The following is a 26,621-nucleotide window of genomic DNA, read 5'->3' as shown; positions in this document are numbered from 1 at the left end:
GGACGACGCCCAGGGCTGCCGCAGCAGCACACCAGATGCGCGAAGAAGCGCTCCGGCTGCTCCCCGGCAACCAGGGGGTCGAGACCTGGCAGGCACTCACCATCCAAGGCCGCCTGCGCGAACTCTTCTCCTTGCTGCGCATGGGAGCGCCCAGCAAGGAAGAGGCGTGGGACCGGACCTGCTCCATGATGCTGGGCAAGACCGGGTACCGCCCGCCGTGGCCCACCACACCACACGAGGCAGCCGCGTGGAAGATCGCGCAGGTCACCCAGCTCCTAGAGCAGGCCGAGGTGATCGTCCTGTCGCCAGAGTCGCATGCCGCCGTGATGGCGGCAGCCTCCACCCTCGAACCCGCCGATGTGGACACGCTGCAGCGGGACCGGGACTTCACCGTCCTGCGCGGCCTGCTGGTTCTTCCCGAACCGGTGGTAACCGTCAACCGGGGCGGATCACTGTCCGACATCGCCGCCTTCGGGTGGCAACCCATCACTCAGCACCGAACCCACCCCACCACGGCTGAGCACCCCGGCGTGCAAATCGTCCCGCTCATGGACCGTGACGGCCCCGTCCAGCCAGACGGCTGGACGACGGTTCTGGCACAAGCACGGGCCCATAAGTCCCCCTTCCCGCGCCTACTCCCCGACGGCCTGTACTCCCTGCCTCTCGACGGCCCGATGGTGAAGGCCGGCGAAGCCCAACGCGCCCAGTTCGCCGAGATGCGACGCACCCTGCACGACGCCCTCAACGCCGTCGCGACCCCCGCCGATTCGTCGGACATCGGAACCTGGGACGGCGGCCGAGTCGACGACTCCCAGGACGACTTCGCCACGCGCTACATGTTCGCCTTCTGGCGGCTGACCGCCCAAGGCACCATCGTCGACCGGACGCCCCCCTCCCGCGGCCACCAGCGGCGCGACGGCGTACGCCCCACCCCCGAGGTGCGCGTACTGCAACTGGCAACACGGTTCTCTGCCTCCGCCGGGGAACCGGGCCCCGAGGGGCAGCACCGCTACCACCACCGCTGGCCGGTTCGGATGCACAAGGTCCGCCAGTGGTACCCCAACCGCCAGATACATGAGATCCGCTGGCGAGGTCCCTACATCAAAGGCCCAGCAGGAGCACCACTGCTGCCATCCAAGAAGGCATTCATCGCGGACTGCGCCGCATGACAGCCGTCCAACCCGCACGAATCCAATACCCGCACAGAGGAGAGCCCGTGACGCACGGCACCGTCTGGATCTACACCGAGGGCTACCGGGAAGGGAGCAGCGCCGCGCGTCTGCTCCGCGCGGACAAGGCCAATGAGATCTTCCAACTGGACGCCGCGGCCGTGCTCGTGAACGGGACCGACACCGTCTGGAACCCGCGTACGCCCCCGTCACGGCCCGAGGATCTCCCGCCGCAGTTCCTGATCGCCCTGGCCAAGGCCGTGCAGACGGCCCGACATGCATGCGGGGACGGATACGACCGGGTCGTGTCCGCCCGGCACAGCGGGAGCGACGGATGGCGATGGCACGTCTGCCGCCTGGAGGAGATTCCGGATCCGCCCCAGCCCGCCCCCCTGCCGCCGGCCCTCACCGCCGCGACACGGTCGGCTTGGGGGATCCGCCTGCCCGCAGAACCCGAAGCGGGCAGCCCCGCGGCCTAGGAGCGCCGCCCGGAGCCCGTAAACGACGAGTCCGCGAGAGCGGCATGTGATGGACTACCGGCTGAGTAGGGACTGCTCACGGTCGAGGGGGGAACGTGGACCGCTGCATTGTCCTGGTGGACGCCGGATATCTCCTGGGCGCGGCCGCGACCCTGTTGACGGGTGACGCGGCACGGTCGCGGCTGTCCGTCGATCACGGGCGGCTGATCGAACAGATACGCCAGCGCGCCGAGGCCGATACCGGGCAGCCACTCCTGCGTATCTACTGGTTCGACGGGGCCCCTGAACGGGTGCCCCAGCCCGAGCACCGTCGCCTGCGGGTGATGCCCCGGGTCACGGTGCGCCTGGGCCTGCTCACCCGGGTTGAAGGACGGTTCCAGCAGAAAGGCGTGGACGCGGCCATGCACGCCCAGCTGACCGAGCTCGCCCGCAACCACGCCTGCAGCGACATCGTCCTGATCACCGGTGACGGAGACCTCCTGCCTGGGGTGATGGCGGCCAAGGATCACGGTGTGGCCATCCACCTGTGGGCCGTCCAGGCCGCCGACGGCGAGTACAACCAGTCCGAGGACCTGGTGGCGGAGGCCGACGAGCGGCACCTGCTGGACCGCGCCTGGCTGACACAGGCCATCAAGGCCGCCGGTTCACCCGCGGCCCAGCAGGAGACCGACAGCCCAGCCCAGCCCGCGCGCGAGTGCGCCGGGCCGGACGACGAGCCCGAGTCTCCCCCGGCCGCGCCTCGGATCCCCACCCCGAGGGCGCTGGCCCACCGCCCAACACCGCCCCCGGCCGCTGCCTTGCGCTGGTCCTCGGACACCGGCTGGGTCGACCCCGATGTCGGGCTTCCGCTCCTGAGCGATCTCACCACCTCCGAACAGGAATGGGCGGACCGCGAGTACGACATGACCCAGGTCACCGGCGAGCCCAGAGAGGTCGGCCGCATCTTCGCCACTCGCTGGACCCAGCGACTGCCGCATGACCAGGCCACAGAGCTCATCGACAGGCTCGCCGAGGCCAACCCCCGCATCCCTCGCTCCCTCGACGGCGAACTCCTGCGCTACGCCGCCCGCTTCGGCATGATCGGCAACGAGGAGATCAGCGAAGAACACCGAGTCCACCTGCGCGCGGGATTCTGGGACGGCGTCGCGCCAGCCGACCGGCTGACTCCCGCCCGCTGAGAACCACCGAACCCGGGCGTGGGCGGCAGCGCATTCGATCACGACCGCTCTACTCGCGCAGCGTCACACCGGGGAAGTGCCGGATCCCGTTGCTCTTGACCAAGGCGCCTACTTCCAGCACCTCCAGGACCTGCCGGGTCATCACGCGGGGAGGCACGGGCCGCAGGCCGTTCTGCTCACACCAGTCGGCATACGCGGCGCGGAGCTGGGGCTGGCCTGTCCGGCCGGCGGTGTCCTTCACACAGCGCTCCTCCAGGAACTGGCCGACCGGGTCGGCGAGATATGAGGGCGCGGGAGCGGGCAGCGCCGCGAGAGGAGCGGGGCCGGCGGCCTGGTGGCGCTCGATGTAGCGGCGGGCCCCGGCCAGCATCCACTGAAGAACAGCCGGCCCCTCCTCGTGGACGACACGGAGTCTCAGCCCCGGGTCGAGCCGGCGAGGAGACTGGGTAAAGAGGATCGGCCGGAGCCGAGCCCGCAAGCTCGCAGGTTGCAGGCCGATGTCCCTTGTGACGAGACAGACATGATGATCAAGGCGGACCTGGAACGAAGCAGCCAACCCCCGTTGCCGCACCACGTGAGCACCGTCCGGCAGAATGGGCAACTGAGACGGCGGCTCCTCGACGCTGATCAGGCGAGCACCCCGCAGGGCGACCAGATCTGCTGCTCTGGAGCCGTCGAGCATCCCGCCGTGAACACGTTTGGCATAGGACCCCATGACCTCGTCCACGATGGCCAGCAAGGTCGACTTACCAAGGCCGGGCCCGGTCAGAAGAGGAACCACTCGGCTGCTGACGTCGCCGGTGAGGGAGTAGCCCAGCAGAATCTGCAGGTAGTCACGGCTCCGCTTACCGTCCAGGCCGTCACCGAAGGCGTCGAGGAGGAAGCGGTCCCAGAGCGGAGTCGGCCGGCTGTCGGGGACGACGCTGGTGCATCGGGCGGCGAAATCCCGGCGCGGATCAGCCGGGCGTCGGCTGCCGGATGCCAGATCGACCAGGCCGTCCGGGGTACACAGCACGAAGGGGTCCGAGTCGAGCGCCAGAGGGTCGATCGTGATCTCTTCCGTCGCAGCGGCCAGGGCCAGCAGCTCTCGCCATGCGGCCCCTGACCTGTCCCACCACTGGCCGTCAGACGATTCAGCGGCAACGTGCCCGGACAACTCATCGAGGAACTCGGCGGCCGCGAGCCGGGGCAGCTTGTCATCGGCGAGGACTACCCACTGGTGCCCATTGAAGGACAGCCACCCCAGCCCCGTCGCATGACGAAACCGGGTGCGGTAGCGCTCCGCGAACAACCGCGCAGTGCCGAAAGGCGTGAGGGGCTGCTCCACGCGTCCAACCGGCCCCACCGTACGGCCCGCAGGGTCGATAGCGGGAAGGCCGGAGGCCAGAGTCTGAGCTGCCTGCTTGATACCGGCCCGATCCAGAACGGCCGGGAGCAGGCCCGACTCATGGGCCTGCGTGACTCGCCGCAGGGCCTCCTGACGGCCGATCTGCGGGGCGAGATCCCTCAACTCGCGCGCGATGCGCTGCTGGTGGGTCAGGTTGGGCGTTCGGGGCTTCGACGGGGTCATGATCAGCTCCTGTACATCCCAGCGAGGCTGCCCCATCACAACCGACGCCAGGGCGTACGGAACCCACAGACCGCGCCGATGATCTCCCCGTCCTCCGAGCGGCGGCTCGGTTCACCTCCAGCGGGGGATGGGCCCTGCCGAGGCACGTATGACGGATACGCCAGGGCGAGGATAGCCGGACCCGCAGCATCCTCACGACCACCCAGACACGACACGCCGCCCCCGGCTGTGCCGTAGACCGACCGAAGAGCGGCGCGCGCAAATGGTCGCCGCCGGAGGACGTACTGCTACGGCCGCGCGGTGACAGCCCCAGGGGTCAGCGAAGGGCGAGCCAGACGCTCGATCGACAACTCGGCCTGCTGAGGGATGCGAACCACAGCACCGACCTGGCGTCGAATCTTCCGGATCCGCTCGTACGCCAGCGCCTTCTCCGCCTCGCTCGCGGCGCCCTGCACGACAGCAACCAGACCAACCGCCGTTGCCAACTGCCGGGCGACCACCGGCTCCAGATGCGAGGTGCCGAGGCGGCGTGCATGGTCCTGCGCCCCGAGCCAGGACACCTCCAGCTCGGTCACCGCCTGGTGGTAGCGCTCCAGATGCTCGTCATCCCTGCGGATCCGCAGCGCGATACGGGCATCGTCGGCATCGATCCGCGCCCGGTCGAACCGCGCGGTGGCCGCGAAGGACGAATCGAACAGCGCGGGACGCTCCAGCGCTGCCGCGAAGTCGACGAGTACCGAGCCGTACTCCTCCAGCACCGCGTCGTGCCGGGCCGCGACGGACTCAACGCGCCCCTGGACCGCCTCATGCGCACGCTGCGCCTTCCGCAGCCGCTCGCGGCGCCCGCGCCAGACTCGCAGGAGCACCAGGGCAGCGGCCAGGAGACCTGCAGCCACGATCAGCCCCCCACCTACCAGGGCAATGCCCCGCCACGGCATCGAAACCGCATCCCGGCGCGTGCCTGCACCCCTGGGCCCGTCCAGCCGCGTGCGGACCACCATGAGAACCACGTTGACGAGCACCGCGGCCACCCAGTGCGCCACCGCCTGCCGACGCAACTCGTACGCCTGGAACGAGGAGGCCTTGGCATGCAAGAACGCGCGCATCGTGCTGCCCACGGCGACCAGAATCGTGAAGGAGGAGAACAGCGAGAACGCAAGCGGCAGCCATCCCGGCGTAGTGCTCATCGTGGCATTCCTCCCGAAGATCGACGTCGCCCCAGCAGGGCAGGGCAGGTGTGCCATCGCCGCCCCGCGGTCGCAGTATGCGTTCCCCACCACGCCGTCCCGCCCCCGATCCCGCCTGGCGGGAAGCGAAGGCCACCGCTTCCCGCCAGGCGGGAAGCGGGCAGGTAGCACAGCCTCGGCCGCAAGGGCAAACGCCAGAACCCCGGACCCCACCAAGACCGGCCCGGTGCGCTTCGGCCGGCGCATCATCGTGATCGAGGCGCATCCTCAGCAGGTCGATCGCCGCCGGCGCGGCCAGGAGGGGCGGACCGTGCCGCAGCCGAAGGCAGGTAACCGGTCGTCTCCCTTCGCCGGGCCCGGGCCGCTACGCTGGCGGTAGGCACACCGCCGCCGAAGGGGAGTGAGGACATGACGTCGCACGCGAAGTGGACTGTCGACCGCCTCCACATCGCCCTGCCGCACAGCGCGCTGCGGCAGCAGCTCGTGACCGACGTCAACATGACCGGCCTGGAGGAGCTGCCCCGGCGCCTGGAGGGATGGGCCCAGGCCGCAGAGACCCTCGAAGCGGCACGCCCCCGCATCGAGGCAGCGCGCGCCTACGTCAGGGAGCACGGCGCCCTGCCGCCCGAGTACGACGGTGCCCCGGACATGAGCGACACCGTCATCGACGACGCCCAGGAGCGGCGAGGCGCCGCGTGACCTACCGGCTCCACCTCCCGGCCGACCAGCACGACATCTACAAGGCCCTGCCCGACGAGGCACGCCGTGACATCGCCGTCTGTCTCGTCGACGCCGTCCACGACCCTCTCAGAGCCAGCGAGCCGTACGGCGAGGACGACGGGATCATCCGTACGGTGGCCCGCGGCCGCGCCGCCGTCGTCCTCCTCATCGGCGAGCAGACGACCACGATCACCGTCCTGGCGATCGCCTACGCCGGCTGACCGAGAGCCGCCGAGCGACCGCCTTGGACGGCCATGAGGAGAACACCGTGAGCGGGCAGGCACGACGGCTCCTGGAACAGCTGCCCTGGGAGCGCGCCCACCAGGTGCTCTCCCATCCGGCCGTCGTGCAGGCCGCCGCTCGCGTCCAGGAGCAGGAGCTGCTGGACGGCGTCGAACTCGAGCCTCGCTTCCGCGCGTTCGCAGACCGGTACCGCCAGGCCGTCACCTCGGCCGACTACGAAGCCCTCAGCAGGACCTGCTCCGCCAAGCACGGGCAGTGGGGCCGGGTGTGCATGCTCGACGCCGATCACGAGGACACGACGGGCGGGCTGCACTGGGGGCTGACCGCCGACGGACGGCCCATCGCCTGGGTGGGCACCGCTCCCGACGACGACTGACCTTGCCGCAGCGCCGGACGAGGACCCTCGTCAGCGCGTCGCGGCGACGGCAGGCAGGTCCAAGCACTGACGCGCGCTTCGTTCGCAGTCAAGAGCGAGCCGGAGATGGTGGAGGCCGACGAGAGGCAGCAAGCCGCCCAGTCGTGCCACGGCCCGTAGGTGCTCGACGGATCTGCCCAAGGAGACCGCCGCCTCGGCGCGGGCCGGGAGGCCTTCCGGGAGACGACCGGCCACGTCAAGCAGTTGGTCGGCGAGTTCACCGACGCCCGGGTCGTCGAGTACCTCGCAACCCCACGCCGCTGCGGCGTCCGACAGTTCTTCGACCCGTCGGGCACGAGCGGCTGAAATGCGGGCTACCTGCGCGTTCATCGGGCCATCATCCCTCGATGTGGGCTACGAACGTGGCGAGTTGACCGCAATCCATTCCGGAAAGCGGTGCATCGCCTCCTGCGCTGCCCAACTCGGACGGGAGCCTCCACGATCCCCGCTCTCAGGCGGACGGCATCGGGCAGCTGAGGGCAAGGACTCGGTCGCACAGCCGGCCGCTGACGTGCGTGTCGGACACCGACACGTCCATCAGCCACTCGAGCGCCGTCAACTGCTCCACCAGGTCCCCGAGCTGGCTGGAGTCGACCGCGCACAACCCGGCCAGCGCCTCGATCCCAAGCCCCCGCCCGAACGGGCCCAAACGCCCGTCCGCGCTGCTGTGCGCGGCACAGGCGAGCGCGAGCAGCCGCACCGCGGCGGGTGCCTTCTTCTTCCGGAGCGTGCGCTCGCCGACAGCCTTCTGCGTCCACCCGGACAGCTTGGCCCGGGTCGCCTTGCCGAAGTCGAACGGGCCGTGACCCCCGCTGTGGGGGAGGAGCGAGGGCACGATGACGTGGGTGGGGTTCTCGGAGGTGGAGGCCAGGAGATCGGCTGTCGTCCCGGGCAGCCGCAGCCAGCCGGCGTCGACGAAGCCCTGGAGGAGCTGTTCGGCATCGCCCAGAGGAAGACCGTTCACATCCAGGCCGGTGACGTTGCCACTGCCCCTGGACGCGGTACGCAGCGTCAGCAGCAGCGTCAGCAGGCGCCCCTCCGGCCCCGGAACCGGCGCGTGATCACGGACGTAGGCGAGCACCGTCCGGGCGTGCGCCCACTGGTTCGGCCCGGTCAGTACCCGCGCAACGGCTCCCTCGGCGCCCTGGCCGGTGCGCTGCTCCTGCTGAAGACGAACGTTGGCCGCAGCCTGCCCGGCACGCCGTGCTTCGGCCCGCAGACTGCCGTCGCCCGTCACATCCGCCCACGAGGCGAAGGCGAGCGCCTTACGGTCGTGCAGGCTGGCCAACAACTCCAAGTCGGTCTCGCTGGACTGCTGGTAGGACCGATACGCGTCTCCGAGTTCGATGAGCTCGTCCCGCAGTACCACCGGCTGCAGATCATGCGGCACCACGCGCTGCGCGATCTTCCCCCACCGCTTGGCCCGGCGCGACCTCGGCGCGGCCGCAGCCACTCGAGGCGCGGGCAACCGCTCTCCACCGCCCCCCTCGCGCCCCGGATCCGACGGCGCAACGGCGGAGAAGACCGGCGCTGTCCCCCCGCTCCCGGCAGCACGGGCGTGAGCTTCAGCCACCCCGGCAGCAGGGGATGCGGCTGCGACGGGGGCAGTGGCCACCACGCGCGCCGCCGGGTGCGCCGCCGCACAGCGGGAACAGCACTCCCACGCCCGCCACCAGCGCCCGGTCGGATCGGTGACCACGGCCAGCGCCACGGCCCCTCCGCACCGCCAGCCAGCGGCCGAGGAGCTGTGACCGGGCTTCTCGATGTGCGCCTGGCACCCTTCAGCACGACACGCACACGACGCCTCGCGCCGCGGCTCTCCGGCTGCCCGCAGGTGAGCCTTCAGATGGGCGGTGGCGACGGCCCGCCCGTGAGCGGCAGAGGCCAGGCGCTGCGGGGCACAGGCCGGCCGGCTGCAGGTCACCTTCACCGCCGCCACACCGCGCCCCGCAGCATCCAGACGCACGGTCCACACTCGCCCCGTCACCCGCTCGCTCGCCACCTGGACCTGCGTCATGAACCGCAACCGCCCCTCACTCCACCGAAGCCCCGACACTCCTGGTCGACATCATCCGATATCCGCTGCTCTCACCGCAGGACACCCGCCACGCCGTGTCCGCTCGCCCTCTCCTCAGTTCCCCACTGCCTCGAAGGGCGGGACGTCGTCGGCGGTGAGGTCGGAGCGGACGCGGTGCCACCGCGCAGGATGCCGCCACCGTCCAGAGCTGTCCCGCGCGACGTCGACTCCGACCTCCACGACCAGATCCGGTCGGACAAGACTGACGTGCAGAGACTCACGGGACCCCCACCCCGCGGAGAACGTCCAGCCCGTCCAGGAGTGCTCGCCGCCGGCGGGAACCAGCAACGGGCCGACGTTCCGGGCCGCAGCCTGCGGGAGAGTCGTGCTGCGCCCTGTGTACTGAAGAAGCCCATCGGCGTCGTAGCGCCCGAGCAGCAGCGTGCGGGGTGCGGCCAAGGAGCCGGTGAACGCCGCGACGATCGCTTCTTCGGTCTCGCGCACCTTGTACTTGCGCCACCCGCGCGCCGACGGCGCGTAGAGACCGTCCAGCTTCTTGAAAACCACTCCCTCCAGCCCGGTAGAAGTCCAGGTCAGCCACTCACGGACGATGTCCGGATCGGTGGTCGACGGGCACAGCGTCCACGGCGCTGCCAACTGCTGCTCTGCGAACAGTTCGGTCAGCGCGGCCCGGCGCCGCCGGTACGGCCACCGGATCGTGTCCGTACCCGAGAGCCGCAGCAGATCGAACGCGACGAAGTGCGCCGGCCACTGCGCGGCGAGCCGGGCCGCCCCGGTTCCCCGCCGATGCAACCTCCCCTGCAGCCGCTCAAACGCCAGGCGACCGGACTCCCACACGACCAGCTCGCCGTCCAAGGCGGTCCCGTCCGGCAGCTGGGTGGTGGCGGACCGGATCTCAGGGAAGGCCGGGCCCAGATCGGTGCCCTTGCGTGAGCGGAGCACGATCTGCCCGGCGTCCACCGACAGCAGAGCCCTCCACCCGTCCCACTTAGGCTCTGCGGCCCACCCCTGCAGCAGGGCCGGATCGGGCACGGGGGCAGCGAGCATGGGTTCCGGCAGCGTCCAGGTCATGGACCCATGCCTTCCACCCCGACCGTGGTTCCTGGCGGCTTTACGCCTGAGGAGTGGCTCACCGCCACGGCGGCCGTGGTGGGCTGGCGACTGGACCCACCCACTACGCCACCGGTGGGGTGTGTCACCGGCGAGCGGCTCGTTTAGCCACCCCCGCCGGGCGAGATCTGCACAGAGTGCGACAGCCGGGCCATGATCTGCGGCGTGGCACCGTCGCTGCACCGGCCCTACTGGCTTCTGCTTTTACTGCGCCACCGTCCTTTCCTCACCTGTCGGGGCCGCTGGGCAGGGCTAACCTACGGCGCGGCATAGGGGGGTGGAGGTCGCGCACATCCGGCCCGGCGGCATCATGGGGCAATGGTGAGAGGAGAGCGCGACGCATGCCCGTGACACAACCGGAGTGGTTCAGTGATCTCGATGCCTGGTGGTCTCCTGCGGTCGGCGAGGATGTGGCCCGGCATGTGGAGCCGGTCGGCATCGATGACCACATCCGCCTGCACGTGCGATGTTCGAGCCCGGCCTGGCGCACCCAGGCCCGACTACTCGGCACCTCGCTGACCGCCCGCGTCAACGAGCTGCTCGCCCCGAAAACGAAAATCACAGGCATCGTCGTACAGGCCGCCTCCGGTGTCCTGCCCCAGATCATCCGGGATCGATGGCCGGACATCGTGGGCGAGGACCTCGCCGACCAGGTCGAGCCGACCATGCTCGGCGCCCAGGGGCAGGAACTGTGCACACTGGCGGTATCGGCGGAGGTCCGCGACGAGGCCGGTCGGCGCGCCCCCGAGATCCTGGCCCGGATTCGTGAACTGATCGGCGAGGGCTGCGCCATCATTCGCTGGTCGCCGAGCTCGCTGCTGCCGGTCGTGGTGCTCGTCACAGGCTCCCCCGAGGTCACCGACCGGCAGGCCGTCGAGGACGTGTTGCTGCAGATCTGGCATGACACAGTTCAGGATGTGGGGACCGAGCACACCCTGATCCTGGAGTACGGCTGCGAAACGGCAGTCGACCGCTTCGTGAGTGAATGGGCCGCACACCTGGAACTGCAGGACGATGCGGGCCTGATCTCCGCTCCGATGGCTACGGACACAGCACGCCGCCCTGATCTGTGCGTGGCGATCATCCGCCACGCCAGCGAAGTACTGCCGCTGGAGAAGCAGGCGAGTGCTGCCGGTATTCCCGTCCAGCGAGTTCTCCTTCCGTAGCGGCCGGTCCGCCCGAGCCCGGTCGTCCTCAGGAGGTGGCCGCTCCGCGCATGCCGGGGCGGCCTGGCCCGAAAGTCTGCCGGTGTCTCGGTGATGAGGCACTGCCCACCCGGACGACGTCGGGCAGGCTCACGGCCTCACCTGATACCAGCGCGTCCTGTCACCCCTCCTCGTCGACGCCGGGCAGGACGCGCATACGGCGCTCCACCGCGCCCGCGGAAGCGGCGCCAACAGCGCGCACCGGCTCGTACGGCTTTCACAGAGGAGCTTCCCGGTGCTGGTCCCGGTCCCAGTGGGGTGCGCCGACCAGCGCCACCACCCGGTTGAGAGGCACCCGGACCGGGTGGTGCTGGCCGCCGGGCTTCAACGCCAGCTCACCCTCGCCGACGTCGTCGAGGGTTCCGTACAGACTCGCCCAGACGCCTTCGCCACCCTCGGGCCCGCACCACGTGTCGACGCGCAGCACATGCCAGCCCAGCCAGGACTTCAGCTCCTTGAGGAACGCGGTCTCCTCGCTCCCGCCCGGGATCCAGCAGCCGTAGCCGTCGCTCAGTGCGGCCGCGGTCCGGTAGGCCCGCTCGTCGGCGTCGCCGCGCTCGAGCCGGTGGCCCGCCGCGGCACGGGCACGGCGCTGCTCCTCGACGGCCGCCAGCACCTCGGCCGGTCCGCTGTCGGCGTCCGCGGGCAACAGGGGGAAGGCGGTGCGCAGCAGCTTCAGGGCGGCGGTCTGGTCGGTGCGGCGGCGGCCGGTGACGGGCTTGCCGGCCACGAACCGGGGCGGGTAGTGGCTGCCCTGGGCGGCCTGCTCCTTCTCCAGCTTGGCGACGATGTGCCCGGGCGCGGCGATGACCGCCGAGTAGGAGGGCCCGGTGGCGTCTCCGATGTCGCTGAAGTAGTCGCGGCGCCGGAACCCGAAGGGGACCAGGCCGAGCACCGGGGAAGCGGCGAGGTAGGCGATGGGGGCGTCCCGGCCGTTCGTGAGCGGCCAGTCGTGGACGAGCAGCAGCCGCGCCGCCATGTGCGCCGACTCAGCCTCGAACTCGGCCTCCAGCTGCGCGCAGGCCTCGGCGATCGCGCGCGGCCACCACACCGCGAGCTCGTGATCCGCCCAGGCTGAGGGGCTGGCGTACCCCTCGCCCCGGGTCTGCGGCGGAGGGAGGCGGGTGACGTCCACGACGCGAGCCCCGGCCAACTCCTTGGACACCGCGTCATGGACCAGCCCGGCCGTGCGGGCGGCGCCGATCCCGCGCGAGCGGGCCGCCAGCCACACCCCGGACACCAGCGGCCACACATCGACTTCCGGCTGCGACTCGTATCGCTGCGGACGCCGGACGGACCTCCCGGCGACCGCAGCGGTCACCTCGGCCAAGACGCGCCGCTCCGGGCTGCCGGCCGTGCGGCGCACCGCATCACGGGCACCGTTGTAGGCGTCGACCTCCGGACAGTCCGCGGCGTACCCGGCCAGGAACTCGACGAAACCGGCCTCCAACTCTTTGCGGGCCTGCGCCAGCGCCCGGGCGTCCTTGGACAGCTTGCGGTCCCTGCGGGCCCGCTTGAGCCAGGCTTCGAACTGCTCCTCCTGCCCGGGCTGGGGCTGGGCCGCGTAGCGGGCGTAGCCGAGCCAGGTGCGCACCGTCCGGTCCGCGCGGGCGCGCTGGAGAGCCACCGCCTGCTCGGAGGTGAACGCGGCGGCCCGCCACAAGGTCTCCGGCGCGTCCGGAAGGGAGACAGCGCACTTCTTGCAGATCTCGCCGAACACCTCGAACAGCGGGTAGGTGGCCGCGTCCGCCGCTGGCCGGGCGTAGCGGCAGCCGCCGTAGGAGTAGCGCCGCAGGTCGGAGTGGGGGACGTGATACTTCCCGCCGCCACCGCCGGTCAGGGCGACTCGGATAGCGGCGAGTGCGGGCAACTCCACGCCCAGGACCTCAAGGCCCTTGGCGGAGATGGCAGGAAGGGACTGTGCCACGTCTCAGCCCTCCTGTCCGGCAGCGGAGGGGGAGGGAGCCGTGCCCGAAGCGTCAGCATCCGGGCCACCGCCGGCGGCGGCGATGTGGTGGCGGGCCAGGGCGTCAGCGAACTGGGCGGAGAACTCGACCAGCTCCGGCAGCGTGTAGCTCGACGTGAGGGCCCGCAGCATCATGGAGACCTGGATCTGCGCGAGGTCGGACGCGAACCGGTGCTCACGGGCCCGGTCGAATGCGACCAGCGCACGTCCCGCGTCCCCCACGGCCACGCTGCCACAGGCCCGGGCCCACGCCCGCAGCGTCGCGGGCAACGACGACTCCGGCAACCCGGCCAGAATCGTCATGGTGGGCAGGTCCCACACATCCCGCTGGAAGACCTCCTCAGCGGTGGTGAACCCGTCGGTGAAGTCGACCGCTCCCACCAAACCCCGCCAGTTCTCCTGGATCTGCTGCTCAAGCTGGTCCAGCGAAGTCCGCCACTCCCCGTGGGTCTGAAGACCCCGGCCCTGATTGAAGGACGCGATGCATCCGGCGCCCAGGTAGAGCCATGCCGCCGCGAGGTCCTCGCTCTCCGCCGCCTCGCAGTACGCCGCGAACTCGGCGCGCTCGTCGGCGTCCTCGTCCTGGGCGACCAGGTCGGCGACGAACAGGGCGGTGAACCGGCTGAGCACGGCCCGGGCACGCTCGGCCCAGGGGGCGAGTTCCGACAAGGGCACGGGCGCGCCGGGCGTCTCCAGCAGGGAGGCGTCGGCAGCGAGGAGGATCTCAACGGCCTGCTCCCGGCCGGCCTTGTCCAAGCCCGGCGGAAGCAAGCCCTTGCGCGCCGCCTCGGTGACCCGCCGCAACGCCTCCTGGTAGCCGCACCCGCAGGCCCGGTTCAACGCCCGGGCGATCTGCTGCTGGTGGCTGAGGTTGGTCTTCTTCGGTGCCATGACGAACTCCTGCACATCCCTCGCGATGCCGTCCCACCACAGCAGCCGCCAGGGAGCGTACGAGGCGTCAAGGACAAACCGGTACGACCAGTCACGTTCGCATCCGAGCGGCCGCTCGATTCACCCTCGACCAGAGGTGGGCCCGGCCGCGGCGCGCACCAGCGAAGTACGCCGCCACGACGATACAGGGCAACGATCGCACCGCGTGCGGTAACGGCCTACGCCCCACGGCACCCGTCAGCGGCGGGCCTCCGCGGCCGCCTTGCGCTTGGCCTCGACCTCGGGCGGAAGCGGGAGAACCGGCGCGGCGCCCGGATTGGTCGGCCCCTCGTCACGGACGCCGTCGGGCCCGGCGACGGCCGACCACCGGCTGACCTCACGGACCTGGTGCGCGGAGACCTCCCACAGCGAGTGACCCGCCCCCATCGAGTCCGCACCGCCCATGTCGAACCAGTTGATCCGCATCCAGCCGCCGTACAAGGCCAGCACAGTCGACATCCACTGCACCGACACCGGGTCGACGTCACAGGCCCACCCATCGTGGTGCGGGTGCGTCCGGTACTCGAAGTAGCCGAAGCCGTCGCGCCGGGCGAACGCGGGCAGCGGGCCGGACGCCGGCACACTGCCGCTGCCGTCACTCGTCAGATACATCTCCCGCGCCGCGCACCCCGGATCATCACAGAGCACCTCGGTGTCGGACAACCGCAGCCACAACGCCACCTGCGCGTCGTTCCCATTCTCGGTGGGCAGCGACCACACCCGCTCGCGGCACTGCGACGCCTCATGATCGCGTAGCCGCCACTGCTCGGGGAGGTCGTGCGACAGCCGGTGCAGGTAGTGGCCGACCAGCCGCCACGCCTCCTCCGACGACGGACTGATGGTGTGGGCGGTCTCGGCGCTCATGCCCGGAGTCTAGGGCTGCCGCGGGCGCTCCTTGCCCCGCATACCGAGGAGACCACGCGTGCGGAGGCGTCGCCCCGGAACCCGCTCGGGCGCGCCCGAGCCCTCGTGTCCATGCGCCCGTGCCCTGGGACGGTGGACACACGCCTTCCGATGACGCTGCCCGGGCATCACGGGTCTTCTCGATCCTCCGGTGGGGCGCTCCGGCCGCAGACACAATAGCGGCATGGATCTCATCGCCAAGGTGGCCTGCCGCCGGTGTCCCACGGCTGTCGAGCTCACCGTCCGCTCGGCCGAGCACGCCAAGAGCGAGGTGGAGGTGGCCGGTTGGACCGAGGACCCCAGCGGCGACGGCCACCTGTGCCCCACCTGCTCGAAGCCACCCGCCGAGCGCTCTGGTCCGTACGTGCCGGACCCGTCGAGCCATGGGTGGAGTGCATGGATGATCATGCCGGTGCTGCGGGCCGCCGGGTTCGCCCACGAAACCGGCGGCGCCATCTGGGCATCGGGCCCCGACTTCTGCTGGGAGGAGTCGGTGTGGCGGGATGGTGACGAGTGGGTCGACGGCGCCGAGTTGTGCGTCCGGGTCCACTACGCGGTGGGCCGGGCGAAGATGGAAGGCAGCGTCGGGACGTACACGGCCGCGGACCGGGCGCACCACCGCGCGGGTCTGGACCGTCTCACCCGATACCTCACCGACCAGGGGTACAGCGTCATCGAGGACGCGCGCGGTCGCGAGAAGACGCACCTGATCGTCTACCGGCTGTCCGGACACGAGAGCGATGTACCCGCAGCGACGTACGCCTGAGAGCGGCGGTGGTCCGTCGCGGACGGGAAGCGGGGTAGACGCTGCTGCGCCTCACCGGCCGTGCAGCCGCTCGGAGTTGAACCAGGCCACGCCGCTGCGGGGGCCAGGAAGATCAGGCGCTGGGCGAGGCGCCTTCGGCGGAGCTCTGGTAGACCGCCAACCGGGCGGCGTCCCGTTCGGGCGTCAGCCGCCTGATGGGGTCCACGAGCGGGTTCTGGCGGCGCTTGAGGGCCTGGCTCAGCAGGCCTGCCGCGCGGGCGGAGGCCGCGCGGGCCAGGAGCTGGTGGGCCGGATTGCCGAGGTCGGGCAGCGGCGCGGCGGCCGGCTGGGCCGACGGTGCGGGCAGGGGCGGCAGGCCAGGGGCGGCGTGCCATTGGCGCCGGTAGTAGAGGTTGCGGGCGTCGATGGTGGGGTCCGGAAGGCTGGTGGGCCGGTAGTAAGGCTGTGCGCTGGGGTGTTCGGGGTCGTCGAGGAGGGCGAAGAAGTCCGTGGGGGCGCGCCCGGCCAGCAGGAGCAGCGTGAGGGGCTCGCGTTCCAGGGTCCGGGCGTAGCACTCGATCAGGGCGGCGATGTGCTCGCATACGCTCTTGCGGCTGCGGCAGGGGCAGTCGGAGGTCTTGATCTCGCTGAGTGTGGGGAGCAGGGTCACACCAAGGGCATAGACGGCCAGGTCGAGGATGCGGAGCATCGCCTCGTCGCTGGATTCGGTGGCGAGCTGGTGGACGTGGGGGCGGGCATCAGTGGCGAGCAAGAGCCACTGCTCGCTGGTCAGGCGGGGCCAGAACACGTCAAGGGTGCGCGGGTAGCCGTGCGCGCGGCCGGGGTAAGCGGGCTCCGCATCCTCGTCGAGGAGGACGAGGCCGCTGAGACGGCCCGGCCACACCTCCAGCCCGCTGATGTCCCCGACATAAGGCATCCCGGCCTTCAGACGGTCCTCGTCGTGGCGCTGCTGCATCAGCTCCCCGTACCAGGCCTCGCGGACGGGCCCGGCATGCCCGTCGTCAGCGTCGGTGGGGGTGGCCGCGCGGTGCTCGTAGACGGTCCCGTAGAGCTCGTTGTAGGTGCGGAAGAAGGCCATCAGCGTCCGTTCCTCCGGAGTGCGACGAGGTCGGCGAGCTGGTCGTCGCCCAGTTCGGTCAGGCCGAGCTGTTCGGCGCCCAGGACCATGTCGGCAGTTTCGCGTTTGACTGCCAGGAGCTGGTGGACCTTCTCCTCCACGGTGCCCTCGGCGAGGAAGCGGTGGATCTGGACCGGCCGCGTCTGCCCGATGCGGTAGGCGCGGTCGGCGGCCTGGTCCATCACGGCCGGATTCCACCACTGGTCGACCTGGAAGACGTGCTCCGCCCGGGTCAGGGTCAGACCGGAGCCGGCCGCGCGCAGCGACAGCAGGAAGACAGGGAACTCGCCATCCTGAAAGCGCTGGACGAGCCGGTCGCGCTGCCCGGCCGACGTGCTCCCGGTCAGCACCTCGTACGGGATGCCGCGCCGCTTCAGGTGCGACGACAGCAGATCGAGCATCTGCGTGAACTGCGAGAACACCAGGCCCGCCTGCTCCTCGGCCAGAATCTGATCCAGGAGCGTGTCCAGCAGATCGATCTTGCCGGAGCGCCCGGCAACGGCCGGATCAGCCTCCTTGAGGTACTGCGCGGGGTGGTTGCAGATCTGCCGCAGCGAGGTGAGCAGCTTCAGGACCAGGCCCCGCCGGCTGATGCCGTCCGCCGCCCGGATCTGCTGCAGCGCCTCGCGGGTGACCGCCTCGTACAAGGACGCCTGCTCGCGGCTGAGCGGCACGACCTGGTCCGTGTCCGTCTTGGGCGGCAGCTCGGGGGCGATGCCGGGGTCGGTCTTCTTGCGCCGCAGCACCAGCGGGGAGATCAGCGCGGCGAGCCGCGCGGCGGCCGCCGTGTCACGGCCGGCCTCGATCGGCCGGGCGAAGGCCTCCCGGAACCCGGGCCATGTGCCGAGCAGGCCGTTGGTCGCCCAGTCCAGCAGCGCCCACAGGTCCGCGAGCGAGTTCTCCATCGGGGTGCCGGTCAGCGCGACCCGGCTCCGGGAGGGGATCTTGCGCAGTGCCGCGGCGGTGCCTGACAGAGCGTTCTTGACCGCCTGCGCTTCGTCGGCCGCCAGGAGCGACCACGGGGGCCTGGCGAGGCGGTCGGTGGAGCGGCGCAGCGTGCCGTAGGTGGTCAGGACGACCGCGTCGGCGGGCAGGAGATCGAGGGTGCGGGCCGGGCCGTGGAAGCGGTGCACGGGCACGGTGGGGGCGAAACGTCCGATCTCCCGCTCCCACGCGCCGAGCATGGTGGCCGGGCAGACCACCAACGTGGGCCCCGCCGTCGTCGAGTGCTCCTGGTTCAGCAGGTGCAGGGCGATCAGCGTGAGGGTCTTGCCCAGGCCCATGTCGTCGGCCAGGATTCCGCCGCCGACCGGCCCGGTCGTCAGGTGGTGGAGCCAGGCGAGCCCGCGGCGCTGGTATTGACGCAGCTCTGCCTTCAGCCCGGCCGGCACCATCACCTCGGTGTCCGCGGCCCGGGTCAAGGCCGTACGGAAGTCGGCCAGCCATCCGGTGGGATGGACCTCGACACGCTCTCCGGCGATCTGCGCGCTGCCACTGAGCGCGCACACCAGGGCCTGACCGGCACTGACCCGCCCGAGGTGCCGCTCGCGCACCCGGCGCAGCAGGGCCGCATCGACCCGCACCCAGCGGTCCCGCAGCCGCACGAACGGCCGGTGGCCTTCGGCGAGCCGGTCCATCTCGGCGTCCGTCAGGTCCTCGTCGTCCAGGGTGGCCCGCCACTGGAAATCCAGCAGCTGCTCCGCGCCGAGCAGGCGGGCGGGGGCGACTGCCTTCGGGCGCGGGGCGATGACGGTGCGCCCGATCAGGGCGCGGATCAGGGCGCGGGGCCAGTGGACGGCGCAGTCGACCCGGGCCAGTCGTGCGACCGCATCGCCGAGCAGTTCGTCGATCTCGTCCTCGTCCAGATCCAGCGCCCCACGGCCGCTCGGGTCATCGAGCAGGCGGGCGAGCGGTGGCCAGGCCCGGGCGGCGCGGCGCAGGGCGAGCAGGGATTCCATCTGCCGCGTGGCATCAGGGGTGTTGGGCGAGGGCACGGCACGCCACAGAGCCCCGGCATCCGCGACCCGGTGGTCGCCGGCGGTGTCGTGGACCTGGACGACCGCGCGGACCCCGGTCTCGGACCCTTCGGCATCCAGCTCCAGGCGCAGCGACAGCCGTACGCCCAGCGCGGGTTGGCCTGCCATGCGGGGGCTGGCCAGGCGCAGGTGTGGCACGTGCTGGGGAGCACGGTCGGCGAACGCCACCTGGCCGGTAGCCACCGCGGCGCCGGGGGAGCGGGGCAGGTAGTCGGCCATCGCATCGAGATACGCGGACAGCAGATGACCAGGGTCGCTCATGGACGGCCCCAACCCCGGGGAGGAATGCGAGAACCCGCGGGCGTGCGCTTCGGGAGGCATAGCCGCGAGCAGCGCGTCGAACTCTTCCTGCCACGGTCCGAGGCCGGTGGTCTTCCACGCGTCGTAGCCGTGCGCGGTGAGCGTCGGCTCCAGCCGGCCGTCGGCCACCAGCTGCAGTGCCAGCAGGGCTGCGGCCCCCCAGAACTGGTTGGCCTCGTGGCCGCGGTCGTGGGTGCGGCAGTGCACCAGCAGCGGCCAGGCGTCCTCCAAGGCGAGGGTGTAGTACGGGACGCTGCCGGTCTTGGCCTTGCCGCCGGACCAGCGCACAATCATGGTGGTGCCCTCGCCCAGGCGCGCCCCTTCCGGCACGGTGAGCTGGTCGGCCGGTCCCATCGTCGCGGCCGGACGCCAGAACCTGAAGCGACCGGTCCGCGGCGGATCCCCGGGCACGAAGAACGCCGGGTAGTCCATGAGCGTGTACCGACTCAACCGCCCGACCTCTCCATTCATGCTGCGCCACCAGGGCTCTTGTCCAGCCTGGCAGTGAATACCGGCACCCCCGTGCCCCTGGGTCGAATACACCCGATCGAGTGATGAGCTGACCGCGCGGCGGAGCGAGGGGCGGTGGCCAGCCAGATGCCTACAGGGTGGCCGACCACCGGCCGCGTGAGAGTGTGGTCTCGCCGTCGGGGGTGATGCCGACGCGGGCTCCGTTCACGGGCAGCTCGCCGCCGATGATGAGGCGGTCGAGGATGTCGGTCAGCAGGTCCCACAGGCGGCGGGGCCCGCCTTGGTGGACCGTGGGCAGGTCTCGGGACTTCTTGGCGCTGGCGCGGGCCCAGGAGCCATCGGGGTGGGCCATCCACACGGTGCGCCCGCCGTCTTCGTGCTGCTCGGTGCGGTGCTCGATGCCGGGCGTTTCCAGTTCCAGGGTGGCCTGTACGGCCCAGGAGTCCGGGACGTAGGTAAGCGGGTAGCGGCTGAGCGACCTTTCCCCGTCCTCGTCGGCGGCCTTCCACACCTCGGCGGACGGTGAGGCGGCCTCGTAGTCGTCGCCCTGGCGGGTGCGCATGAAGGTGGCCTGGTCGGAGGCGATGAAACCGCGGGCACCGCCGTCCGGCGTCTTGTCGGCGACGAGGATCATCGCGGTGCCGGTGATGGTGGTGACCAGCCGGCCCCCGGGGCGCAGCGCGGTCAGCCATGAGACGGGCACGGGCCGGACGGAGACGCTGGACACGATGCGGTCGACGTCGCCGGGTAGCGTCCCCGTCATGTCGCAGACGGCGGTGCGCGGGTGCAGGCCGATGCCGGCCAGCCGGTCGGTCGCGACTTCCACGAGGTAGGGGTCGACGTCCACGCTCGTCACGAGCTGGTCACCCAGGCGCCTGCAGGCGAGAGCGGTGCCGTATCCGGTACCGGTGGTCACCAGGGTGCGCGTGCCGTCTGCGAGCATCGCGTGCCGGTACATGGTGGCCATCAGGCTGGGCAGGGTCGAGGACGAGGTCGGCCACCTGCCGTACGGCACCACCGTGCCCGGCTCGACCTGGTCGGCGTGGTCGGTGCCGATCCGGGTGACGAGGGTCTGGTTGCGGTAGGCGGCCTTGAACCAGGCTTCGGGGTCGGCGGGCCCGTTGCGGGCCACCCGGCCGTTGATGTCCCGCTCCCACCAGTTCGGTACGAACAGGTGCCGGGGCGTGAAGGCGACCGGCTTCCACCACGGCGACTCCGGCCGGAGGTGCCCGTCGGCTAGACGGCGTGCGTGGCTCTCCCAGTCCAGGTCCAAGTCCCTGCGCGTCCTTCCGTGTCCGCTCGGTCGAAGCTCAGGAATCGTCGGCCGGGCCACACGGCCCGGAGTTGTCCGGTCCGCACGAGCTGTCGTCGTTCGGCGCGCAGTCGGGAGGGCACAGGGCTGCCCCGGCGCGGCGCGGGATGCTCGCTCTCACCTCGGCCCACCGGTCGCTGGCCAGCACCGACGCCAGGCTCGTGTCCTTGACGCTGCCCGCGGTCAGGAACCGGCCCATCTCGCATACCGACACGCTGCCGTTCGGGAGGACGGCCGCCTTCTGGTCCCCGCACCGCCCGCACAGCGATGCGGTGGAGGGGATCGTGGTGCCCGCGGCGTTGCCGACGGCCCGCACCTGGCTGACCTGGACCTCGTGGACGCCGAGGGCCTGCATCTCGGCGCGGGCACGCTCAGCGCGCTCATGGTCATCCTTGTCGAGGATGGCGACCTTCAGCCTGATGCCGCGCCTGACGGCCTCGGCGATGTTGGCGAGCGTCGCCTTGTGCGACCCGGTCCGGGCGGTGACCGCGTCGTGCTCGGCCGCGACGGTGCTGTGATACGTCGTGGCCAGCCTTACGTTGGGGTGCTCGAAGAGCCGCCAGTGCTCGCTGCGGATCTGGAGCAGGTTGCTGTAGACCCGGACTCGGAGGCCTGCGTCGACGGCCCGCTGCAGCATCCGGGCGAACGCCGGATGGAGGGTCGGTTCGCCGCCGATGAGCTGGATGTCCTTGACGCCGAGGGCGACGGCCTCGTCGATGGTCCGGTTCCAGTCGTCCTCGGTCATGCTGCCGTGGTCCTGGGTCGGTCCCGAGCCCGCGTAGCAGAGCGCGGGGCAGGTGAGTTGGCAGCGGCCGGTGATCTCCAGCGCCAGGAACCGCAGGGTGACGGAAGTGGGCGGGACCTCCAGCGCGATCGTCATGACGCGATCGTAGGCGGCGGACCGTCAACTTGCCTGCTGTTGGGACTACTTACTTCCGGACGATGTTGGCAGGCCCCTGCTCAGATGACCGGTTCCAGTCCCATGGAGCGGATGAAGGCCCGGTAGAGGACGATGTCCTCGTCCGGGTTGTCGTCCGTGGTCCGGAGACAGGCCAGAAATCTGCCGGGGTAGTCGGAGCGGGAGCCGCACCACTGGGCGGCGTCGCTCACCATGAGGTCGCGGGTACCGACGCGGGGCGTCTCGGCCGCGAGGTCGCTGAAGAGCACGCGGGCCTGCTCTTGGGCGGGCGCGACGATGACGAGCTTGTCGCCGTGCTCGGCGAGGGCCTGGTCCGCGTTCTCATCTCACGCCAGTGCGAGCGCCGGCCCGTCCAGGCCGATCACGATGAACGGCGGCTCCGTGCGGACCTCCGGACGCGGTCGGCGCGGCTTGCCCGCCTTGATGCGGCCCATCGGCGACTCCTTCTTGCTCGGGCGCAGGGACGGGTCCGGCCCCTGCTGCACAACGCCGACCGCGCCCCGCAGACACGGCCCCTCGCCGCTCAGTGCCAGTCCGCTCCTTGCTGTGGTGGAGCGCTCGGCGTAGCTTCCACCCACCGGGGTACTGCGGGGATGGCGAGCGCGGCGGCTCCGAGGCTCGTCAGGTTCCATAGCCGACCGTGGCCGCCCCGCAGGGAACCGGTTGCTTCGGCGTCAGGTTCGACCCACCCCCGGGCGCACAGCCGGTTCATCACGGCGGTCACCTTCCGGCCTTGGTCTCCGCCGGGGCTCCGGCTCTGCTCGCTGGTGTCCCGGATCTCGGGCACCTCGGTGTGCTCGACGGTGAACACGGCCCCGGCCTCGACTCTCTCGAGCTCCCGGCGCTCCCTCTTGGTCGGTGGTTCGGGCCCGTCGGCGGGCCGGGCCACCGCTGCGGCGTGGACGCAGCGGTGGCACGTCGCGTGGGTGTCCACCGGTTCACTCAGGGACATGAGGTGCGTGTGGATGATGCCTTCGCAGAGCGCCCGGCCAGCCGGGTGCTGCCGACGGCCGCCGGTGAGCAGGTCGATGGCTGCTGCAGCGTGCCGAAGAGGGGCGTCCACCACGCAGCGGGCGTCCGTCCGCACGGTTAAGGCGAACGGAGCCGCGGCGATGATCCGCTCCCAGAGCTCCTGTTCTCTCTCCTGCCGGCGGCGCCGCTCCTCGGCACGTTCCTGCTCATAGCGTGCGAGCGCTTCGCGCTGGTCGATCTGCGGCATGGGTTTCCTCCCCGGCGTGTCGTTGCCGACGAGCATGCAGGTGCGGCCCCCAGGCGGCCAGCGAGTCACGGTTTCCCGGAACAACAGCCCGTCGAATGCCCTGCTGCCAACCTCCAGTGTTGGCTGCGGCGCCTCCTCGCGGTACTGGAGGGCCTTACAGAATGGCGGCATGCCCTGACATGGGAATATGCACAAAACGAAGGAGCGCCTTACAAATCCTTACAGTTCAGTCCGGGTGCCTCTCCTGACGCCTCGGCCCACGGAAGGCCGAGGCCAGAGAACAGGGCCCGCAAGTCCGGCGGGTAGCTGGCGTACCTGTCGCGTGCGGCGTACAGCCGCTTCTTGAGCTGTACCTCGCGCCCGCTCACCTCCGGCCGGTAGTCGGCCGCCACCCGGATCTGTCCCGCCTCGTCGACCAGGGGACCGGCCTCGGCGATGTGCCGCTGCGCGGCGATCACGATCTCCATCAGCCGCTCCTTGCGGCCGCGCCGCGCCTGGGGCACTTCTGAAGCCATGCGCCCGTCCCCCGTCGCCGGCCCCATGCGCAGCCTGCCCAGCTCTACCCGCTGCTCCTCGTGCAACTCCTGCCACCGCACGTGCTGCTCGCGCAGCCACGTCCCGAGGTCCTCACCGCGGTAGACCCGCGTTCCGCGCAGGAGCTCGGCCCGCGTCCCACCCTCGCTCTTGAACCGCTCAAGGCGTACGAGCTGACGGTGCCAGGCGGCCGTCCACGGCCTGCCCTCGGGGACCCGCCACGCCCAGGTGGCCGGCCGCGGCATCCCTTCAGTAGCCGGTAGTGCCCCGATCCTGTCGAGCTCCGCGTCCTCGACGCCCGGTCGGCGCCGTTCGGCCAGCAGGGCGCCGAGAGCCACCTCCTCGCCGTCGACGTCGACGGTCTCGCCCCCACGGGGAAGCAGATGCCCGTGCGCCTGGACGTAGGACTGGGCGGCCGCCAGGAACAGGGCCCGCCCGTCCGCCCGCGGCTCCCACACAAAACCCCGCTCGGCCAGGTAGCGCACCAGGTCGGGATGGACACGCGGCCCGCGCTCCATCCACTCCTTGCGCGCGGCCTCCTCACTCCCCATCTCCCCGGCCAGACGCGTCAGATCATCGTTGTCCGCACGCGCCTTGCGTCGCAGCTTGTCCAGCTCCACCCCGAGCCGGACGCCGCCCTCCTCCCAGTCCGGCGGCACCTTCAGATGCCCGTTCTTGGCCTGGTAGGCGGTCGCGGCCTGCATCACCTGTTCGATGTCCCAGCTCGCCGGATCACCGACCACGGTGATCCTCAGCCAGTCCACCACGACCCGCTGCGAGCGCTGCCGCGTCAGCTTGAGCATCTGCTTCAGCTCCCGCGCGCGCTCCTCGCTCCGCCGCCGCTCCTCAGCGTCCGTGAGGACCGAGTGCGGCGACCGGCTGGTCGACTCCGCAGACTCCGCTCCGCCGTCGGGCTCGTAGGACTCCACCGCCCGCAGCACGTTGGTCACCGAGTCCCAGTCGGCCGTCGTCATCTCCTCGTCGGCAGGCCCCTCCAGGTGCAGCACCGGCACGATGATCGACGCCGTCTTGCCCGGATTGCCCCGGTCGAACCGCAGAGCCCGCCCGGCGATCTGCAACAGCTCGTGCTGCGCCCGGCGCGGCTCGACCAGGGCGACAGCGTCCACCGCAGGCACGTCGATGCCCTCGTTGAGCACCCGCACCGAGCAGACGACGACCAGGTCCACCTCGTTGCCGTCCAAGTCGGTGCCCGCCGCGAGCGCTTCGAGCACCTGTGCCCGCTCCCCGGCAGGGACGTCCTCGTGTAGCGCCACGGCGAACACCCGGCGTGGCGCCGTCGTGCCCTGATCGTGCAGCAGCCGCGACTGCTCGGGCATCACCTCGGCCGCCGCCACCGCCCCGGCCACCGTGCGGTGATAGGTCAACAGCCGACGGCACCCGTACTTCCCGGCCGCCCGCAGCGTCGCCCCCACCGCCGAGGCCAACAGCTCCGCCTGCACCTCCTCGTGCCCGCGGCCGCGCTCCGCGACCAGATCCCGAAGCCGCGCCTCGTCCACCTCCGCGACGACCACCTGGCTGCGGGCGAGCTTCCCCCGCCGCTGCCCCTCGGACAGCCCCATCCGGTAGGCGACCGGCCCGTGCAGCTTCTCCGACATCTGCACCGCCGGCGTGACCACCCGCCGACCGCGAGCATCCCGCTTGACCGCGCCCATGAGCCTCGGCGTCGCGGTCATCGCCAGCCGGTGCACAGCGGGCACCAGCCGGTTCGAGTTGATCCGCCCCCACTGCTTCGACGTCTCCGTATGGTGCGCCTCGTCCGCCACCAGCAGGTTCCACTCAGGCAACGGGGCGAGCCCGTCGCGGTCCTCGCGCAGCTTGTGCGCCGCGATGACCGTCTCGATGCTCGCGTACGTCGTCAGTACCGTGTACGGCTGACCGGCCGCCCGGAAGTGGTGCACGAGCTGCGCCAGGACCCGCGGACTCGTGGTCACACGCACCCCCGCGTGCTCCATCCCCACCAGCCCCGCGTCACGGTCCGCGTAGACGGCGATCACCGGCCCGCTACGCCCGGCGGCCCGGGCCGCCCAGTACGTCTGCTCCAGCAGCCCGCGCGTGGGAACGGCGAACAACATCCCGCCCTGCCGAGCCACCCGGTCCCCGACCATGAAGCCGATCCTGGTCTTGCCCAGCCCAGGGGCCAGATGGATCTGTGCGGCATGCCGCCTTCGACGGGACCCAGGACCCGGGGTGTACACCTTCAGGACAGCCTCGACCGCCTGCGGCTGATGGTCGTACAGCCACGACCAGTCGTCGCTCATCGCCGGAGCCAGCTCGCTGCGCATCGTCGTTCCCTCCTCGGCCCACCTTGGCCACCGATCCGGGCCCGGTGGCCAAGATCGGAACCCGAGGGCTCGAGACTGTAGGGGTGGGGGCGGAATTTGCCGATCACCCGTTTCTTCAATTCTGTGACAAGGCTAGCGGGTCAGAGTAGGGTGGCACCACCCAGTCCGACCCAGTCACCCGATCGAGGCCGGCGGGTGACCGTGACGTGGGACCCACCCCCACCCTTTTAGCCAGCCATCGTCGGAGGCCACGGAGTGGACTCTGGTGTGAGACCCCAACAACTAACCAGCCGTCAGTCGCTGAACTTGCTTGTTTTCCTGCGAGTTTGGGCGCGCTACCAGTACAATCGACTTGAAGAGGAGAGAGGGTTGGACCACGGAGTGGGCCGACACTCTCACCGCCACTTGAGAGGGGATGGATCGACCCAGTCACCTAGGGCCACGGAGTGGACCGGAGTCAGGACTCGGGACGAGTCCAGTGCCAGCGGGCCGTAGGTCCGCCGCGTCGTTCCTCCGGAGGAGGACGCGCGC

Annotated in this window: 23 protein-coding genes; 9 read left to right on the top strand and 14 right to left on the bottom strand. The window is 71.0% G+C overall.

Going from position 1 to position 26,621, the window contains the following annotated elements:
- Nucleotides 1–35: 35 nt before the first annotated feature.
- The 3 genes from ACZ4VK_RS25825 (at nucleotide 36) to ACZ4VK_RS25815 (ending at nucleotide 2,826) form a co-directional block, all read left to right on the top strand.
- Entirely contained in the window at nucleotides 36–1,169 is a 1,134-nt protein-coding gene (locus ACZ4VK_RS25825) for a hypothetical protein (RefSeq protein WP_468356457.1), read from the top strand.
- A 47-nt stretch (nucleotides 1,170–1,216) separates the two neighbouring features.
- Nucleotides 1,217–1,648: a hypothetical protein gene (locus ACZ4VK_RS25820; RefSeq protein ID WP_468356454.1), complete on the top strand. Its 432-nt coding sequence runs from the start codon at nucleotides 1,217–1,219 to the stop codon at nucleotides 1,646–1,648.
- 95 nt (nucleotides 1,649–1,743) lie between these two features.
- Nucleotides 1,744–2,826: an NYN domain-containing protein gene (locus tag ACZ4VK_RS25815; protein ID WP_468356451.1), complete on the top strand. Its 1,083-nt coding sequence runs from the start codon at nucleotides 1,744–1,746 to the stop codon at nucleotides 2,824–2,826.
- 49 nt (nucleotides 2,827–2,875) lie between these two features.
- Here the strand turns inward: ACZ4VK_RS25815 and ACZ4VK_RS25810 are convergent, their stop codons facing one another.
- Together ACZ4VK_RS25810 and ACZ4VK_RS25805 are read right to left on the bottom strand one after the other, a co-directional pair.
- Entirely contained in the window at nucleotides 2,876–4,396 is a 1,521-nt protein-coding gene (locus ACZ4VK_RS25810; protein ID WP_468356448.1) for a hypothetical protein, read from the bottom strand.
- Nucleotides 4,397–4,683: 287 nt separating this feature from the next.
- Nucleotides 4,684–5,583, bottom strand: coding sequence for a hypothetical protein (locus ACZ4VK_RS25805; protein ID WP_468356445.1), 900 nt, complete (start codon nucleotides 5,581–5,583; stop codon nucleotides 4,684–4,686).
- 408 nt (nucleotides 5,584–5,991) lie between these two features.
- On the opposite strand from ACZ4VK_RS25805, the gene ACZ4VK_RS25800 reads away from it, so the two are divergent.
- From ACZ4VK_RS25800 to ACZ4VK_RS25785, 4 genes are all read left to right on the top strand, one after another.
- Complete coding sequence (locus ACZ4VK_RS25800) at nucleotides 5,992–6,282, top strand: hypothetical protein (RefSeq protein WP_468356442.1); 291 nt, start codon at nucleotides 5,992–5,994, stop codon at nucleotides 6,280–6,282.
- Nucleotides 6,279–6,524: a hypothetical protein gene (locus ACZ4VK_RS25795; protein WP_468356439.1), complete on the top strand. Its 246-nt coding sequence runs from the start codon at nucleotides 6,279–6,281 to the stop codon at nucleotides 6,522–6,524. Before ACZ4VK_RS25800 ends, ACZ4VK_RS25795 begins: the two co-directional genes overlap by 4 nt.
- 47 nt (nucleotides 6,525–6,571) lie before the next feature.
- The gene (locus ACZ4VK_RS25790) at nucleotides 6,572–6,922 is read left to right on the top strand and encodes a hypothetical protein (protein WP_468356436.1); all 351 of its coding nucleotides are present in this window, start codon (nucleotides 6,572–6,574) and stop codon (nucleotides 6,920–6,922) included.
- A 159-nt stretch (nucleotides 6,923–7,081) separates the two neighbouring features.
- Nucleotides 7,082–7,267, top strand: coding sequence for a hypothetical protein (locus tag ACZ4VK_RS25785; protein ID WP_468356433.1), 186 nt, complete (start codon nucleotides 7,082–7,084; stop codon nucleotides 7,265–7,267).
- Nucleotides 7,268–7,412: 145 nt separating this feature from the next.
- Here ACZ4VK_RS25785 and ACZ4VK_RS25780 read toward each other — a convergent pair whose 3' ends face one another.
- Both ACZ4VK_RS25780 and ACZ4VK_RS25775 read right to left on the bottom strand, forming a co-directional pair.
- Nucleotides 7,413–8,354 carry a hypothetical protein gene (locus ACZ4VK_RS25780; protein WP_468356430.1) on the bottom strand — a complete coding sequence of 314 codons (942 nt, stop codon included), beginning with the start codon at nucleotides 8,352–8,354 and terminating at the stop codon, nucleotides 7,413–7,415.
- Nucleotides 8,355–9,092: 738 nt separating this feature from the next.
- Nucleotides 9,093–10,070, bottom strand: a complete 978-nt coding sequence (locus ACZ4VK_RS25775; RefSeq protein WP_468356427.1) for an ATP-dependent DNA ligase — start codon at nucleotides 10,068–10,070, stop codon at nucleotides 9,093–9,095.
- A gap of 380 nt (nucleotides 10,071–10,450) precedes the next feature.
- Here ACZ4VK_RS25775 and ACZ4VK_RS25770 point away from each other — a divergent pair, with 380 nt between their 5' ends.
- Entirely contained in the window at nucleotides 10,451–11,275 is an 825-nt protein-coding gene (locus tag ACZ4VK_RS25770) for a DciA family protein (RefSeq protein ID WP_468356424.1), read from the top strand.
- 256 nt (nucleotides 11,276–11,531) lie between these two features.
- On the opposite strand, the gene ACZ4VK_RS25765 is transcribed toward ACZ4VK_RS25770, so the two are convergent.
- The 3 genes from ACZ4VK_RS25765 to ACZ4VK_RS25755 all read right to left on the bottom strand — a co-directional run bounded on the left by ACZ4VK_RS25765 (nucleotide 11,532) and on the right by ACZ4VK_RS25755 (nucleotide 15,074).
- Nucleotides 11,532–13,241 (bottom strand): hypothetical protein, encoded by a 1,710-nt coding sequence (locus ACZ4VK_RS25765; protein WP_468356421.1) that lies wholly within the window; start codon nucleotides 13,239–13,241, stop codon nucleotides 11,532–11,534.
- Nucleotides 13,242–13,244: 3 nt separating this feature from the next.
- Complete coding sequence (locus ACZ4VK_RS25760; protein WP_468356418.1) at nucleotides 13,245–14,171, bottom strand: hypothetical protein; 927 nt, start codon at nucleotides 14,169–14,171, stop codon at nucleotides 13,245–13,247.
- Nucleotides 14,172–14,408: 237 nt separating this feature from the next.
- Nucleotides 14,409–15,074 carry a hypothetical protein gene (locus ACZ4VK_RS25755; RefSeq protein WP_468356415.1) on the bottom strand — a complete coding sequence of 222 codons (666 nt, stop codon included), beginning with the start codon at nucleotides 15,072–15,074 and terminating at the stop codon, nucleotides 14,409–14,411.
- Nucleotides 15,075–15,297: 223 nt separating this feature from the next.
- Between ACZ4VK_RS25755 and ACZ4VK_RS25750 the strand changes: the two genes are divergently transcribed.
- Nucleotides 15,298–15,879 (top strand): hypothetical protein, encoded by a 582-nt coding sequence (locus tag ACZ4VK_RS25750; RefSeq protein WP_468356412.1) that lies wholly within the window; start codon nucleotides 15,298–15,300, stop codon nucleotides 15,877–15,879.
- A gap of 112 nt (nucleotides 15,880–15,991) precedes the next feature.
- On the opposite strand, the gene ACZ4VK_RS25745 is transcribed toward ACZ4VK_RS25750, so the two are convergent.
- The 7 genes from ACZ4VK_RS25745 to ACZ4VK_RS25715 all read right to left on the bottom strand — a co-directional run bounded on the left by ACZ4VK_RS25745 (nucleotide 15,992) and on the right by ACZ4VK_RS25715 (nucleotide 26,090).
- Complete coding sequence (locus ACZ4VK_RS25745) at nucleotides 15,992–16,957, bottom strand: hypothetical protein (protein WP_468356409.1); 966 nt, start codon at nucleotides 16,955–16,957, stop codon at nucleotides 15,992–15,994.
- Nucleotides 16,957–19,764, bottom strand: coding sequence for a DEAD/DEAH box helicase (locus tag ACZ4VK_RS25740; protein WP_468357257.1), 2,808 nt, complete (start codon nucleotides 19,762–19,764; stop codon nucleotides 16,957–16,959). Before ACZ4VK_RS25740 ends, ACZ4VK_RS25745 begins: the two co-directional genes overlap by 1 nt.
- 169 nt (nucleotides 19,765–19,933) lie before the next feature.
- Nucleotides 19,934–21,070: a methyltransferase domain-containing protein gene (locus ACZ4VK_RS25735; RefSeq protein ID WP_468357254.1), complete on the bottom strand. Its 1,137-nt coding sequence runs from the start codon at nucleotides 21,068–21,070 to the stop codon at nucleotides 19,934–19,936.
- Nucleotides 21,071–21,113: 43 nt separating this feature from the next.
- Nucleotides 21,114–21,995: a radical SAM protein gene (locus tag ACZ4VK_RS25730; protein WP_468356406.1), complete on the bottom strand. Its 882-nt coding sequence runs from the start codon at nucleotides 21,993–21,995 to the stop codon at nucleotides 21,114–21,116.
- Between the two features lie 80 nt (nucleotides 21,996–22,075).
- A complete protein-coding gene (locus ACZ4VK_RS25725; protein WP_468356403.1) occupies nucleotides 22,076–22,282 on the bottom strand; it encodes a hypothetical protein in 207 nt (68 codons plus the stop codon).
- 275 nt (nucleotides 22,283–22,557) lie between these two features.
- Entirely contained in the window at nucleotides 22,558–23,253 is a 696-nt protein-coding gene (locus ACZ4VK_RS25720; protein ID WP_468356400.1) for a hypothetical protein, read from the bottom strand.
- A 209-nt stretch (nucleotides 23,254–23,462) separates the two neighbouring features.
- Nucleotides 23,463–26,090: a helicase associated domain-containing protein gene (locus ACZ4VK_RS25715; protein WP_468356397.1), complete on the bottom strand. Its 2,628-nt coding sequence runs from the start codon at nucleotides 26,088–26,090 to the stop codon at nucleotides 23,463–23,465.
- Nucleotides 26,091–26,621 lie beyond the last annotated feature (531 nt).

Source organism: Streptomyces sp. NPDC028711, assembly GCF_055565415.1.
This window is presented reverse-complemented; position numbering and strand designations above follow the sequence as displayed.